This window comes from Aeromonas sp. QDB63 (genome assembly GCF_027707425.1).
GTDB classification, from domain to species: domain Bacteria; phylum Pseudomonadota; class Gammaproteobacteria; order Enterobacterales; family Aeromonadaceae; genus Aeromonas; species Aeromonas caviae.
The window spans coordinates 162,770-175,756 of the sequence record NZ_JAPCIS010000003.1 but is presented as its reverse complement, the minus strand read 5'-3'; the positions used below and the strand labels follow the sequence as shown (position 1 = coordinate 175,756).

Below are 12,987 nucleotides of genomic sequence, written 5' to 3'. Positions count from 1 at the left end.
TCCATAGGCAAGTTCGATTGCAGATGGCGACACCAAAGATGATAATGGTTATCATTAATGTTTTTCGGACTAATGCCAATGAACTGGATAGCACGCGCTCTGCTCTTGGCCGCCCTTCTGGCGGTGCTGGTCTGGGGTCAGGAGAAGGAATACGGGTTCTGGAGTCTGGGGTTCTTGCTGGCTGCCTGGGTCATGCTGGAACCCAGGCTGAGACCGGTGTTGATCCTGCTGCCGGTTGCGGGAATGACAGGGGTCGTCACTCTGCTCTGGCAGCAGGGCTGGCATTAAGCCTGGCGAGTGGGGACGGCCTGGATCTTGTCGTAGGCCTGGCGCAGGGAGGCGATGACCTTCTTCTCCATCTCGCTGCGTTCGGCGTCTGTCGTGAAGTAGATCATGTCGACATCGTGGCGGATGTAGTGGGAAGGAAGCTGGTTGAGTGTCAGGCAGCAGAGGTCTGCCAGCTGATAGGGGGTCAATGTTCGAGCCAACCCCTGTTTTTCTATCTCCTTGAGCACCAGATGCTCATAGAAGTTGTGAATATCGGTATCCAGGATCATGAGAAAACCCCCGTGGTGGCGCAGCATCTTCAACAGCATAGCCATGGGGCATGAAAACACAAAAGGCCCGTTACTCTCGTAACGGGCCTTTGCAGAATGATGGTGCGAAGAGAGGGACTCGAACCCTCACATCCGTGGGACACTAACACCTGAAGCTAGCGCGTCTACCAATTCCGCCACCTTCGCACACTGATTTTCTCCAGCTGGTTTTTAAATGCGGTTGGAGCGCATTTTCTGTGTTTTACATGCCAGAAGCATGGTGCGAAGAGAGGGACTCGAACCCTCACACCCGGGGGGCACTAACACCTGAAGCTAGCGCGTCTACCAATTCCGCCACCTTCGCACATCGGGTTATCAGTCTGGATTTACATGCTGTCTGACAAAAGCATGGTGCGAAGAGAGGGACTCGAACCCTAACACCCGGGGGGCACTAACACCTGAAGCTAGCGCGTCTACCAATTCCGCCACCTTCGCACATCGGGTTATCAGTCTGAATTTACATGCCGTCTGATAAGAGCATGTTGCAGTATGGTGCGAAGAGAGGGACTCGAACCCTCACATCCGTGGGACACTAACACCTGAAGCTAGCGCGTCTACCAATTCCGCCACCTTCGCATCACTGCGGTGGGGGATTCTATAGAGTTTTGGGGGGGCGTCAACAGCCAAAGGGGACTTTTTTCGCTGTTGACGGATAAAGGCGTGCCAAGGGCATAAAACTTCAGCAATCGGCGTCAGACGGTGGCCAGCGCATCCTGATACATCTGTTCGTACAGGATGACGGAGTCTGCCCAGTCGAAGCGGGTGTTCATGGCGTGGTGCTGCACACGGGCAAAGCGTGCCGGTTCCTGCAGATAATGGAGCAGGCTGCGGCGCATGGCATCGAGCAAGGTGCTGGCAGTGGGATCGTTGAAGCAGAAACCGGTCGCGTGCGCCGGGTCAGCATCCCAGTCCACGACGGTATCTTTCAATCCGCCGACGGCCCGCACCAGGGGCAGTGTGCCATAGGCCAGACTGTACATCTGGTTGAGCCCGCATGGCTCGAACAGAGAAGGCATCAGGAAGAAGTCGGCGCCAGCCTCCACCAGGTGGGCCAGACGGTCGTCATAGGCATTGATGAAGGCAAACTTGTCGGGATGCTGCTGGGCAATGCTTTGCAACTGGGCGGCGAGAGAGGGATCACCGGAGCCCACGATCACTACCTGAACCTGGTGCTGCAAGAATTTGTCCAGTGCAGGGATGAGCAGGTGTACTCCTTTCTGCTCGGTCAGTCGACACACCATGCCATAGATGGGGAGGTTGCCAACGGGGAGCCCCGTTTCCTGCTGCAGGATGCGCTTGCAGGTGTGTTTGCCATCCAGGTTGTCGGCATCATAGGTGGCGGGCAACAGGGGATCGAAGGCGGGATCCCAGTCCTGATAGTCACAGCCGTTGAGGATGCCACGCAGGTCAGCTGCCCGCTGCTGGAATACGCTGGCCATGCCGTGAGCGCCCAGGTGTGTCAGCAGCTCGCTGGCGTAGTTGGGGCTGACCGCATTGATCTTGTCTGCGTAGAGCACACCGCACTTGAGCAGATTGATGTGACCATAGTCGTAGTTGATGCGCTGCTCGTAGTCGTGGATTTCCGGCACGGCCCAGAACTGCTGGCGATCGAACACGCCCTGAAAGGCCGCGTTGTGAATGCTGATGACCGACCGGGTGCGCTGGAAGAAGGGGTTGTGGGCATGACGGGTTTTCAGCAGCAGCGGCAGCAGACCGGTGTGCCAGTCGTTGCAGTGGGCGATGTCGGGAGCGAAACCCAGCTGTTCGCACGCATGCAGGGCCGCCGCGGCCAGAAAGGCAAAGCGTTCACCGTTGTCGGGATAGGCCTGGTTGTTCTCGGCATAAAGCTGGGGGCGGTCGAAATAGTGCGGGCAATCGAGCAGATAGACGCAGATCCCGTCCAGTTCCAGCTGATGGATGCGATAGCTGATATCACTGCGATCCTGGGGGGTGGGGAGCCAGCGCGAGGCGAGGAGGGTGGCCTCGTCCCGGCGCTTGATGGTCTTGTAGAAGGGCATAATGATGCGCACATCGTGCCCCTGACGGGCGAGATGCTGCGGCAGGGCCTTGGCCACATCCGCCAGGCCCCCGGTCTTCACCAGCCCCTCAACCTCCGAGGCTACAAACAGGATTTTCAGTGGGTTAATAGCCAACTCTTGCTCCCTTAGGTACCACGACGATACCGCCTTCGGATACGGTAAACCGCTCTCTGTCATGGTCCAGATTCTCACCGATCACGGTGCCGGGTGCAATTTCAACGTTTTTGTCGATGATGGCGCGGCGAATGGAGCAACCTTCGCCGATTTTCACATCCCCCAGCAGCACGGATTCACTGATGTGGCTGCAGGGGCCTATGTTGCAGCGAAATCCCAGTATGGATCGCTGGATCTGGCTGCCCTGAATGAAGCAGCCACCGGAGATCAGGGAGTTGGCGATCTTGACCTTGCAGTCGTCGGTATCGATGAAGGTGGCGGGGGGCAGGGGCGGGTAATGGGTGTGCAGCGGCCACTTGCGATTGTAGAGAGAGAAGGGGGCATCGTCGGCCACCAGGTCCATGTGCGCCTGCCAGTAAGAGTCGAGCGTCCCCACATCGCGCCAGTAGACGTTGGGCTTCTCGCCCGGGATCACGTTGGTGCTGTAGTCATAGACATAGACGGGGGCACGGGGGAACAGGCTGGGAATGATGTCCTTGCCGAAATCGTGACTGGAGTTCTCCTCGGCGGCATCCCGCTTGAGCTCCCGATAGAGGGCCTCGGTCTCGAAGATGTAGTTGCCCATGGAGACCAGGGCCTGGGTGGGGTCGCCGGGGATGTGTTTCGGGTGACGGGGCTTTTCTTCAAAGCCAATCATGCGCCCTTCCTGATCCACCTCGATCACCCCGAAGGCGCTTGCTTCCTCGATGGGCATGCGCAGGGCCGCGACGGTCAGGGCGGCCGCTTTCTGCTTGTGGAAGCTCACCATCTGGCTCACGTCCATCTTGTAGATGTGATCGGAGCCGAAGATGCAGACATGTTCGGGGTCGGAGATCTCGATGAAGCGCAGGTTCTGGTAAATGGCGTCTGCGGTGCCGTCATACCAGCGTTTGCCCATTCGCATCTGGGCCGGAATGGGGTCGATGAAGCGATCCGTGATGCCGACGATGTTCCAGCCCTTCTTCATGTGCAGGTAAAGGGACTGGGACTTGAACTGGGTGAGTACATAGATGCGCAGGAAGTCGGCGTTGACGAAGTTGTTGAGCACGAAGTCGATCAACCGGTAACTGCCGCCAAAGGGCACGGAGGGTTTGCTGCGGGTGGTGGTCAGCGGTTGCAGTCGGGTACCTTCACCGCCTGCCAGTATCATGGTGAGTATGCCTGCCATCGTCGTTCTCTCCCTGAGATCATGATGTTGAAAAGGTTTTCATGTCGCTGCGAAAAAAACACCCCTAAAGGGGTGGTAAACGTTTTCTTGGTACCTTAACAGATCCCGTCTGGCACTCTCTACTTGTTTTATTACAACCGTTGCACTTCTTTAAGCTTTGCTCAGATACACCTTGAATTTGGCATCGCCCGCGATCACCTCGGTCTGTTTGAAGTGCGCATCCAGTATAGGCTGGTATCGCAGGAAGGCATTGGCGACTATGGTCAGGGCGCCATTTGCGGTCAGGTACTCAGGTGCCTTTGCCAGGAAGGTTTCGGTGGCGGCGTAGAAGGTCTTGAGCCCGGCATGGAAGGGGGGATTCGAGACAATCTGTTGGAATGTTTCGGCAATGTCGGAATAGACATCGGAGGCATGAACACGTCCGCTCAGACCGTTGACCGCCAGGGTTCGGCGGCTGGACTCCAGTGCCAGGGCATTGATATCCACCATGGTGACGGCCAGGGCCGGGTTGCGCTTGGCCAGCACGGAACCGATGACGCCGGCGCCGCAGCCAAAGTCGAGCAGCTTGCCCGTCACGGGGGGGAGGCTCGCCAGCAGCATCTGGGTGCCGAGATCCAGGCCGTCTGCACTGAAGACCCCGGGCAGGGCCATGACGGTCAGGGTGGTGTCGCCCGCCTGGCACTCATAGCGACTGAGCCAGGTGTCCAGCTCGAAAGGGACGACCGGTTTGTCGAGCGTGCCGTGGTAGAGAGAGCAGCGGCGCGCAGAGTCGCGCTTGATCGGTTTCTCGCCATAAGGTGCCAGCAGCTTGTCTGCCCCGTTGATGCCGCCCCGGTTCTCGCCGGCGAGGAACAGGTCGGCCCCGCTTTCGAGCAGCGGCGTCATCATGGCCAGCAGGTATTGCGCCTCGGCCTTGGCCTTGGGCATCAGCAGCAGCAGGGCATCGAATCGGGGGGCGCCACCCAGCTGGTGATCGAACAGGATGGCGTCTCCCAGAGCGGCCTGCTGGCTGCGGTAATAGCAGTAATCCGTGGTGAAGACGGTCAGGCTTTGTGCCAGCTCGGCCAGTTGACGAGGATAATCATCCTCCAGGGCACCGCACACCAACAGCCGCTTGCCGACAAAGAGGGCTTGGTTACGTTCCAGCATCTGACTGAGGGCACTGACAGGACGGCTCATTGGGTCTCTCCACGCATTTTTGGGCGGCCATTATACATGGCCGCTTTCGCCTTGACATTTATGCCGTGTTCCCGAAATATGCCCAGACGCCTATTTACCCAGAGATGATGCAATGCGGTCATGCGTATCGAAACGAAAGCATAAACATAGCCTGACAATCGGGCCTGCTGGCGTGCGCGCGTAACCTCTCATCCCTGAGACGATTCAAGCCCCGGTAGCGACTCCCGTACCGGGGCTTTTTATTGACCAATCCATCTGTTTAGGAGAAGGAAATCCCATGTTTCAAGGTTCGATAGTTGCCCTGATCACCCCATTTCGACAGGGCCAGCTGGACGAGGCCGCACTGGCTCGCCTGGTGGAGTGGCACATAGAGCAGGGAACCCATGGCATAGTGCCGGTCGGCACGACCGGGGAGAGCCCGACCCTGACCCACGATGAGCATTGCCGCGTGGTGGAGCTGGTGGTCAAGCTGGTGGCCGGGCGCATTCCCGTGATCGCAGGTGCAGGCTCCAACAACCCGGTTGAAGCCATTGAATACACCCGCTATGCCGAGCAGATGGGAGCGGATGCCACCCTGCATGTGGCCGGTTACTACAACCGCCCCAATCAGGAAGGGCTCTACCACCACTTCAAGGCGGTGCACGACGCCACCACCAAACCCATCATCGTCTACAACATTCCGCCCCGCGCCATCGTTGACGTGCAGCCGGCGACCCTGGCCCGTCTGGCCGAGTTGCCGCGCATTGCCGGCGTGAAGGATGCCACCGGTGATCTGGCCCGCCCCTGGGTTGAACGCCAGCTCATCAAGAAGCCGTTTGCCTGGCTCTCCGGTGAAGACGCCACCGCCGTGGCCTACAACATCGGTGGTGGCCAGGGTTGCATCTCGGTGACGGCCAACGTGGCCCCCAAGCTGGTGGCCGAGGTGCAGAACCTGGCGCTGGCCGGTGAGTGGCAAGCTGCCCGCGAATTGCAGGACAAGCTCATTCCGCTGCACCAGGCCATGTTCGCCGAGCCGAGCCCCGCAGGGGCCAAGTATGCGGTCTCCCTGCTGGGTCTGTGCAGCGAAGAGTGCCGTCTGCCGGTGATGCCGCTCTCCGAGGCCACCCGCGAGCGCATCCGCAGTGCCATGCAGGCATTGAATCTGTTGTAAAAACTGGGCTCTGGATCTCGCTTTTGATTGCCCGGTCAATTAATGGCCGGGCTTTGCCGATATACTCGCTTGGATACAACCAAGGATGATTTGGCATGGAAGAATGGGATCCGGAGCACTTCACCAGTTTTGAACATCTCTGTGAAGTGACCTTGTCTGCGGTCAGGGAAAAAACAGAGGCTGAACAGATCTATCTGTGGCTGCGTGCTCCGACGCCCCAGCTCTATCACTATCGCCCGGAACAGGGTCTGCTCTGCCTGAGCGCCGACATCCTCTCTTCCCTCGAGTTGCCCATCCTCTTCATCGAACGTTCCCTTGCGCTCGGCCAGTTGCTGGTGGAGCCCATCGCGCCGACCCGTGCCATCTGGGAGCGGGAGAGCGTCGAACCCGAGATCCCGCGCCTGCGCGCCAGCTTCCCCCTCAAGCGTCACAAGGGGCTGGAGGCCGTGGTCTATCTGGAAACCCGCCGTCGTCTCGATCGCCTGCCAAGACGCCAGCAGCAGAGCATCCAGCTGCTCATGCATTATCTCGCCGCCGAGCTCGAGAGTCGGCGACTCGCGGGACAGGTGGATCTGGAGCGGGATCAGCGGCTCCACACCCAGGCAGACCTCATGCGCAGCCAGGCCCTGCAGGACTCCTTCCTCAGCATGCTGCAGGCGCTGCATCAGGTGGGGGTCAAGCTCTCCCGCTGCGAGAGCGAGGATCGTCTGCTGCACGACGCGGTGGCACTGGCCCGCCAGGAGTTGCAGTTCGATCGCATCGCCATCTTCCTGACTGACAGTGAATTCAAGACCATGCACGGTACCTGGGGTACCAACGAGGCGGGTGAGCTCATCGACGAGCGCCATTTCATCAGCCCCATTCCGGATCATCCCACGGTGCAGGAGGCGCTGCGTCGCAAGGACTATGTCCTGGTACTGGAGGACACGCCTCTCTATTACGAGAAGCAGGAGGTGGGTCGCGGCTGGAACGCCATGGTGTCGCTCTGGGACGGGAGTACCCCCATCGGCTGGATCGCCGCCGACAACCTGCTCTGGCGGCGCCCCCTCAAGGCGTATCAGAGCGAGATCTTCAAGCAGTATGCCGCCGTGCTCTCCCAGTTGCTGATCCGCCAGCGCACCCAGGAGAAGCTTGAGCGCTTCAATCGGGAGCTGGAGCTGAGGGTGCAGGAGCGGACCCGGCAACTTGCCGATACCAACCGGGCGCTGGAGGAGGCCAACCGGCGCCTCTCTCTGCTGTCTTTGGAAGATCCCCTGACTGGCATCGCCAACCGCCGCCAATGGGACATCACCATGGAGCGGGAGTGGGAGCGGGCTCGCCGCCATCAGGGCGTGCTGGCGGTGCTGATGATCGATGTGGACGAGTTCAAGTCCTACAACGATCACTTCGGCCACGGCAAGGGGGATCAGTGCCTGCAGCGGGTGGCGGCACTGCTGCAGGATACCGAGCGGCGGCGTACCAACCTGGTGGCCCGCTATGGGGGGGAGGAGTTTGTCATCCTGCTGTGTTCACCGCAGCCGGGAGAGGCGGAGCGGCTGGCGGAGCAGATCCACCACGGCCTTGACGCCTTGCAGATTCCCCATCCGGCCTCCCGGGTGGCGGCGACACTCACCGTCAGCATCGGGTTCAGCTATCTGGTCCCGTCATCGGACAAGGAGTGGCAAACCCTGACCGAGCAGGCGGATCAGGCACTCTATCACGCCAAATCACAAGGGCGGGCCTGTACCCTGGCCTATCGCTGACACCTGCGTGGGGGCTGCCTGCCCGGCATCAGATCCATGCTGATCTGTATACGTGCGGGCTCTCAGATCCACGCCGCTCTGTATAAATGAGGTAGCAAGCGTTTCTCGCCATCTGGCGCATGGCGATGCGCCCGCGCTCTGGCTAGAATGGGGGCCCATTTTTCACAGACAGATCCTGCACCATGACCCTATCCGGATTTCAAGGCCTGGTTTTCGACCTCGACGGCACACTGGTGGACTCCATGCCCTTGCACCTGGCCGCCTGGGAGCACACCGCCCGCGAGTTTGGCTTTCGGTTCGACGCCGACTGGTTTTATGAGCTGGGAGGCATGCCCAGCCGCAAGATAGCCCTGCTGGTGGCCGAAGTGCAGCAGATCGCGCTGGATCCCCTGGTGGTGACACGCTGCAAGACCGAACACTATGTCGCCAACCTGCACAAGGCCACCCCCTTCCCGGCCATGCTGGATCTGGTGGAACGCTATCACGGCCGGATCCCCATGGGCATAGGGACTGGTTCGCCCCGCGTCAATGCCGAGGCGGTGCTGCGCAACACAGGGCTGGATCGGTATTTCCCCGTGGTGGTCACCGCCGACGACGTGGAGCTGCACAAACCCCATCCAGACACCTTCCTGCTGGTGGCGCGACGCCTGGGGGTCGAGCCCGGTCAGTGTCTGGTGTTCGAGGATACGGGCATAGGCGCACAGGCCGGTGAAGCGGCCGGCATGCAGGTCTGCATGGTCAGAGAGGGAAAACCGGTCGGGTTGACTTACTGAACCGGGCGTATCGGTCGGGAGCGTCTAAGCCAAAGAGAAGACCCACTCTCATACGGGACAGGCAAAACATGAGAGTGGGGATCGGCAGGTGTCACCGGCTGACGCAGCAACACCCTCGGGGTGAGGGAGGGGCGAGCCTTACTGCTCGCTGCTGCCACCCTGATTGTCGTCGTAACGGCCAGGTGCGCCGTGGGGACGCGGAGCCATGGAGACGCGCGGCTTGCGGGCGCGCTGGATGCTGACGGCGGGACGACCCGAGTGCATGGCGATGGTAGAGATCTTGGCCTTGTAAACCAGTTGCTGGTTGCCGTGGGCGTCGGTCAGCAGCACGCTGTACTGGTCGAAGCCGCTGATGGTCCCCTCCAGTTTGATGCCGCTCACCAGGAAGATGGCGACCTGACTGCGGTTCTTGCGCAGCCAGTTGAGGGCAGAATCTTGCCCGTTCCCGAGGGAGAAGGCCTGCTCAATGGTGGAGTAGCTGGGGGATTCAGTTGTCATAAATTATTGTCCCGCGGAAAAAAAGTGGCGTTTGATTGTGCTAAATGGCCACTGCCTTGTCAAAGTCATTCTCACCCCCTGCCCGGATGGTGCAACGACAGGGCTGGTGGGCACGGGCCGCTGCTGTAATAATTGGCGGCTCTGGCCCCGTGGCGGGCCTCATGCTGGGGTCTTATCTTGCATCCGGTTTCACACCAACATCCAACCATCTATACCCATGACGCGACGGCATGCGAAGAGTGTGATCTGCTGGTGCCCGCGACACCGCTTGCGGTGGGGGAGGCGAGCGACTGTCCCCGCTGCGGCCATGTTCTGAGCCAGCACCTGCCGGAGCAGGAGCGCAAGCCCATCGCCTATGGTTTCGCTGCCCTGATCATGTTTGCGTTCTCCAACGTCTTCACCTTCATGTCGTTTTCTTCCCACGGGGTAGGGCAGGAGATGACCTTCCTGCAGTGCATCACCACCCTGGTGGATCAGGGCTACCTGTTTCTGGGGGCCGTGCTGAGTCTGACCCTGATCGGCCTGCCGCTGGTCTATATCGGCTCCATCATGCTGGTGCTGTGGCGCCTCGACAAGGATCTGCACAGCAATGCCCTGCGCTCCCTCGGCCGCCTGCTGTGCCGGATCAAGCCCTGGCTGATGGTGGATGTCTTCCTCATCGGGGTGCTCATCTCCCTAGTCAAGCTGATGGGCATGGCCGACATCAAGATGGGGCTGTCGTTCTGGGCCTTCGTCGGCTACACCCTGCTGCTCATCAAGATGATCTCCTCCCTGGATCGGATGTGGCTGTGGCAGCGGCTGTTCGGGCCGACCGCCGCCAGAGAGGTGGATCCCGAGGCCAGCGCCCTGTCCTGCGGGCTGGTGGGCTGCCACATCTGCGGTGCCCTGAACGAGGGGGATGCCCACAGCTGCGCACGCTGCGGCGATCATCTGCACAGCCGCAAGCCGGGTGGTCTGAACCGCACCTGGGCCCTGCTGATCACCTCGGTGATCCTCTATGTCCCAGCCAACCTGTATCCCATCATGGACACCGTGTTCCTGGGGGATGACAGCCCCTCGACCATCATGGGCGGGGTGGTGCTGCTGTGGGCCATGGGCTCCTACCCTATTGCCGCCGTCATCTTCTTCGCGAGCGTGGTGGTGCCGCTGGTGAAGATCCTGGCGCTGCTGTGGCTCTGCTACGTGGTGCAGCGCGGCCAGGGGGCATCTCCCCTCGGCAAGCTCAAACTCTATCGCATGACCGAATTTGTGGGGCGCTGGTCGATGATCGACGTCTTCGTGGTGGCCATCCTGGCCGGTCTCATCCGGCTCGACAATCTGATGACCATCTACCCTGGCCCTGCGGCCGTCGCCTTTGCCGGGGTCGTACTGGTCACCATGGTGGCTGCCATGAGTTTCGATTCCCGCCTGATCTGGGATTTACAACAAGGAGAACGCGAACGTGAGTGAGCGTAAGACAAGGTGGAAACCGGGCTCTGATTTCATGAGTTCGGCTGCCGCTATCTGGATGGTGCCCTTGCTGGCGCTCTTCATCGGCGCCTGGATGCTGTTCCAGCACTGGTATTCACAAGGGCCGAGCTTCACCCTGACGGTGGCGACCGCCGAGGGCATAGTGGCAGGCAAGACGGTGATCCGTTCTCGTGAAGTGGAGGTGGGCCGTATCGAGACGGTGGAGCTCAGCGAGGACTACAGCCATGCCGTGCTCAAGGCTCGCCTGACCAATGCCGCCGCCGGCATGCTCAAGAAAGACAGCCAGTTCTGGGTGGTCAAGCCCAGGGTCGGGCGTGAGGGCGTTTCCGGTCTTGGCACCTTGCTCTCCGGTGCCTATATTGAGCTTTCTCCCGGCAAGAAGGGCAGGGCGCGAAGCGAATACGCCATGCTGGACAGGCCACCCCTGGCATCCCTGGATGCCAAGGGATTGCGGCTCTCCCTGTCCAGCCGGGATGCCAACGCGCTGGGCGCGGGTTCCCCCATCAGCTATCAGGGATTCACCATCGGCCAGGTCGAAGAGGCCAAGTTCCTGCCCGAGAAGAGCGAGATGCAGTACCAGCTCTTCATCAACGCGCCTTATGACGTCCTGGTGAGCAGCAACTCCCGGTTCTGGTTGACGCCCGGCTTCGAGGTCTCCATGAGCAGCGAGGGGATGAAGGTGAAGATGGACTCGCTGGAGAGCCTGATCAACGGCGGCATCACCATGGGGCTGCCTCCCGGCTGGTTGCCGGGGGAGCCGGTGAAACAGAACGACGAGTTCGTGCTGTTCAAGGACGAGGAGAGCGTGCTGGCCGGTAGCCTGGATCAGTTCATCGACTATGTCTTCCTGTTCGACAATGACGTGGGCGGGCTGCATCCCGGCGCGGCGGTACAGTATCGCGGCATCCGGGTCGGTACCGTCATTTCGGCTCCCTATCTCATCGACGACAAGGGCGTCCAGCTGTTCAAGAGCCGACAGATCCCGGTGCTGGCGCGCATCGAGGTGCAGCGTCTCTCCCACCGTTATGCCAATGCGGAGAAGGAGCAGTGGCGGGCCCTGTTCAACAAGCAGTTCAAGGAAGGGCTGAGGGCTAGCCTCAAGACCGCCAGCCTGCTGACGGGGGGCAAGGTGATCGATCTGAACTTCTATCCGGATGCGCCTGTCTATCAGCCGCTCAAGATGGCGGGCTATCAGGTCTTCCCGACTGCCCAGGCCGGGCTGGATCAGATCGAACGCAAGGTGAACCTCATCCTCGACAAGTTCGTCGACATGGACATGGCCACCACCCTTACTCAGGTCAACAGCACCCTGATGACACTGGACAAGACGCTCAAGCATGTCAGTGCCGTGAGTGCGAATCTGGAGCAGTTTACCGGCCAGCAGTCGACCCAGCAGTTGCCGGCCTCCCTCAACCAGAGCCTCAAGCAGTTGCAGGAGACGTTGCAGACCTATGATGCCGGTTCCCAGACCAATCAGGAGCTGCGTCAGTCGGTGCAATCCCTCAACCAGCTGATGAGCGAGTTGCAACCTCTGGTCCATTCACTGAACGAGCAGCCGAGTTCGCTGATCTTTGACCGCGCTCGTCCGCGGGATCCCGAGCCCAAGCGAGGAAAATGATGAAAAAACGGATGTTGACGCTGGCCTTGCTGGGCCTGCTGGCGGGATGTGGCAGTGCACCGACGACGCTGCATTACTATTCGCTGGATGCCGACACGGCGCCGTCGAGTGTCACCACGGCGCAGCCGCAGCACCAGTTGGTGCTGCGCCCCGTCGCCCTGTCCGGTCAGCTTGACCGGATGAGCCTGGTCTATCAGCTGGAGGGAAAGGAGCTGCACTTTGCCGAGTACCATCGCTGGGCAGGTTCCCTCGATGCCCAGTTGAACCAGTTGACCCTCAATGGCCTCTCCAGCCGCTTGCCTGGCTGGGTGGTGCGTCAGGACGGGGCCCGCAAGGGGCCTGTGCTGAGCATCTCGGTCGAGCGTTTCCAGGGGCGGCACGACGGCCGCGCCCTGCTCAGCGGTCGCTGGCGCCTGCTGACGGAGGAGGGGGTCGTGTTGAGAGATGTTCCCTTCCAGCAGGAGCGGGTGCTGCCTGCCGATGGGTATGGCGCCCTGGTGAACGAGCTGGGGCAGGGCTGGCAACTGTTGCTCGATCAGATTGCGGCGGATGTGCGCACGCGCAGATGAGGAAGCATAAAAAAGACGGGAGGCCATGGCCT

At 60.6% G+C, this 12,987-nt stretch carries 11 protein-coding genes, 4 tRNA genes and 1 pseudogene; 7 read left to right on the top strand and 9 right to left on the bottom strand.

The window, feature by feature from the left end; translation table 11 throughout:
* Positions 1-78 precede the first annotated feature (78 nt).
* A complete protein-coding gene (locus PG879_RS03610) occupies positions 79-288 on the top strand; it encodes a hypothetical protein (protein WP_010675758.1) in 210 nt (69 codons plus the stop codon).
* Here PG879_RS03610 and PG879_RS03605 read toward each other — a convergent pair.
* From PG879_RS03605 to rsmC, 8 genes and pseudogenes are all read right to left on the bottom strand, one after another.
* Positions 285-557, bottom strand: a complete 273-nt coding sequence (locus PG879_RS03605; RefSeq protein ID WP_029314828.1) for a late competence development ComFB family protein — start codon at positions 555-557, stop codon at positions 285-287. The genes PG879_RS03610 and PG879_RS03605 overlap by 4 nt on opposite strands.
* A 100-nt stretch (positions 558-657) precedes the next feature.
* A tRNA-Leu gene (locus tag PG879_RS03600) sits at positions 658-743 on the bottom strand.
* 71 nt (positions 744-814) lie between these two features.
* A tRNA-Leu gene (locus PG879_RS03595) sits at positions 815-900 on the bottom strand.
* A 45-nt stretch (positions 901-945) separates the two neighbouring features.
* Positions 946-1,031: transfer RNA gene (locus tag PG879_RS03590), tRNA-Leu, on the bottom strand.
* A gap of 55 nt (positions 1,032-1,086) precedes the next feature.
* A tRNA-Leu gene (locus PG879_RS03585) sits at positions 1,087-1,172 on the bottom strand.
* Between the two features lie 116 nt (positions 1,173-1,288).
* On the bottom strand, positions 1,289-2,749 hold the full coding sequence (gene glgA, locus PG879_RS03580; protein WP_104452232.1) for a glycogen synthase GlgA: 1,461 nt from the start codon (positions 2,747-2,749) through the stop codon (positions 1,289-1,291).
* Positions 2,739-3,959 (bottom strand): annotated as a pseudogene (gene glgC / locus PG879_RS03575) (glucose-1-phosphate adenylyltransferase); the annotation flags it as partial. The gene glgA and the pseudogene glgC, both read right to left, overlap by 11 nt.
* A gap of 147 nt (positions 3,960-4,106) precedes the next feature.
* Positions 4,107-5,135, bottom strand: coding sequence for a 16S rRNA (guanine(1207)-N(2))-methyltransferase RsmC (rsmC, locus tag PG879_RS03570; RefSeq protein WP_270829758.1), 1,029 nt, complete (start codon positions 5,133-5,135; stop codon positions 4,107-4,109).
* 277 nt (positions 5,136-5,412) lie between these two features.
* On the opposite strand from rsmC, the gene dapA reads away from it, so the two are divergent.
* The 3 genes from dapA to PG879_RS03555 all read left to right on the top strand — a co-directional run bounded on the left by dapA (position 5,413) and on the right by PG879_RS03555 (position 8,800).
* Positions 5,413-6,285 carry a 4-hydroxy-tetrahydrodipicolinate synthase gene (gene dapA / locus PG879_RS03565; RefSeq protein ID WP_039040606.1) on the top strand — a complete coding sequence of 291 codons (873 nt, stop codon included), beginning with the start codon at positions 5,413-5,415 and terminating at the stop codon, positions 6,283-6,285.
* A 95-nt stretch (positions 6,286-6,380) separates the two neighbouring features.
* Positions 6,381-8,027: a sensor domain-containing diguanylate cyclase gene (locus PG879_RS03560; RefSeq protein WP_270829757.1), complete on the top strand. Its 1,647-nt coding sequence runs from the start codon at positions 6,381-6,383 to the stop codon at positions 8,025-8,027.
* A 182-nt stretch (positions 8,028-8,209) separates the two neighbouring features.
* Entirely contained in the window at positions 8,210-8,800 is a 591-nt protein-coding gene (locus PG879_RS03555) for an HAD family hydrolase (protein WP_270829755.1), read from the top strand.
* Between the two features lie 138 nt (positions 8,801-8,938).
* Here the strand turns inward: PG879_RS03555 and hfq are convergent, their stop codons facing one another.
* Positions 8,939-9,298 (bottom strand): RNA chaperone Hfq, encoded by a 360-nt coding sequence (gene hfq, locus PG879_RS03550; RefSeq protein ID WP_033128946.1) that lies wholly within the window; start codon positions 9,296-9,298, stop codon positions 8,939-8,941.
* Positions 9,299-9,475: 177 nt separating this feature from the next.
* Between hfq and PG879_RS03545 the strand changes: the two genes are divergently transcribed.
* From PG879_RS03545 to PG879_RS03535, 3 genes are read left to right on the top strand one after another with little or no spacing between them, the layout of a single operon-like run.
* The gene (locus PG879_RS03545) at positions 9,476-10,747 is read left to right on the top strand and encodes a paraquat-inducible protein A (RefSeq protein ID WP_270829753.1); all 1,272 of its coding nucleotides are present in this window, start codon (positions 9,476-9,478) and stop codon (positions 10,745-10,747) included.
* Entirely contained in the window at positions 10,740-12,386 is a 1,647-nt protein-coding gene (pqiB, locus tag PG879_RS03540) for an intermembrane transport protein PqiB (RefSeq protein WP_069651939.1), read from the top strand. The genes PG879_RS03545 and pqiB overlap by 8 nt, the downstream gene beginning before the upstream one ends.
* Positions 12,386-12,955, top strand: a complete 570-nt coding sequence (locus PG879_RS03535) for a PqiC family protein (RefSeq protein WP_270829752.1) — start codon at positions 12,386-12,388, stop codon at positions 12,953-12,955. Before pqiB ends, PG879_RS03535 begins: the two co-directional genes overlap by 1 nt.
* The last annotated feature ends 32 nt before the right edge of the window (positions 12,956-12,987 follow it).

Coding starts and splice junctions, on each gene's coding strand:
- PG879_RS03610 (WP_010675758.1), top strand. CDS start 79: ATGAACTGGATAGCACGCGCTCTGCTCTTGGCCGCCCTTCTGGCGGTG.
- PG879_RS03535 (WP_270829752.1), top strand. CDS start 12,386: ATGAAAAAACGGATGTTGACGCTGGCCTTGCTGGGCCTGCTGGCGGGA.
- hfq (WP_033128946.1), bottom strand. CDS start 9,298: ATGACAACTGAATCCCCCAGCTACTCCACCATTGAGCAGGCCTTCTCC.
- PG879_RS03605 (WP_029314828.1), bottom strand. CDS start 557: ATGATCCTGGATACCGATATTCACAACTTCTATGAGCATCTGGTGCTC.
- PG879_RS03555 (WP_270829755.1), top strand. CDS start 8,210: ATGACCCTATCCGGATTTCAAGGCCTGGTTTTCGACCTCGACGGCACA.
- PG879_RS03560 (WP_270829757.1), top strand. CDS start 6,381: ATGGAAGAATGGGATCCGGAGCACTTCACCAGTTTTGAACATCTCTGT.
- rsmC (WP_270829758.1), bottom strand. CDS start 5,135: ATGAGCCGTCCTGTCAGTGCCCTCAGTCAGATGCTGGAACGTAACCAA.
- dapA (WP_039040606.1), top strand. CDS start 5,413: ATGTTTCAAGGTTCGATAGTTGCCCTGATCACCCCATTTCGACAGGGC.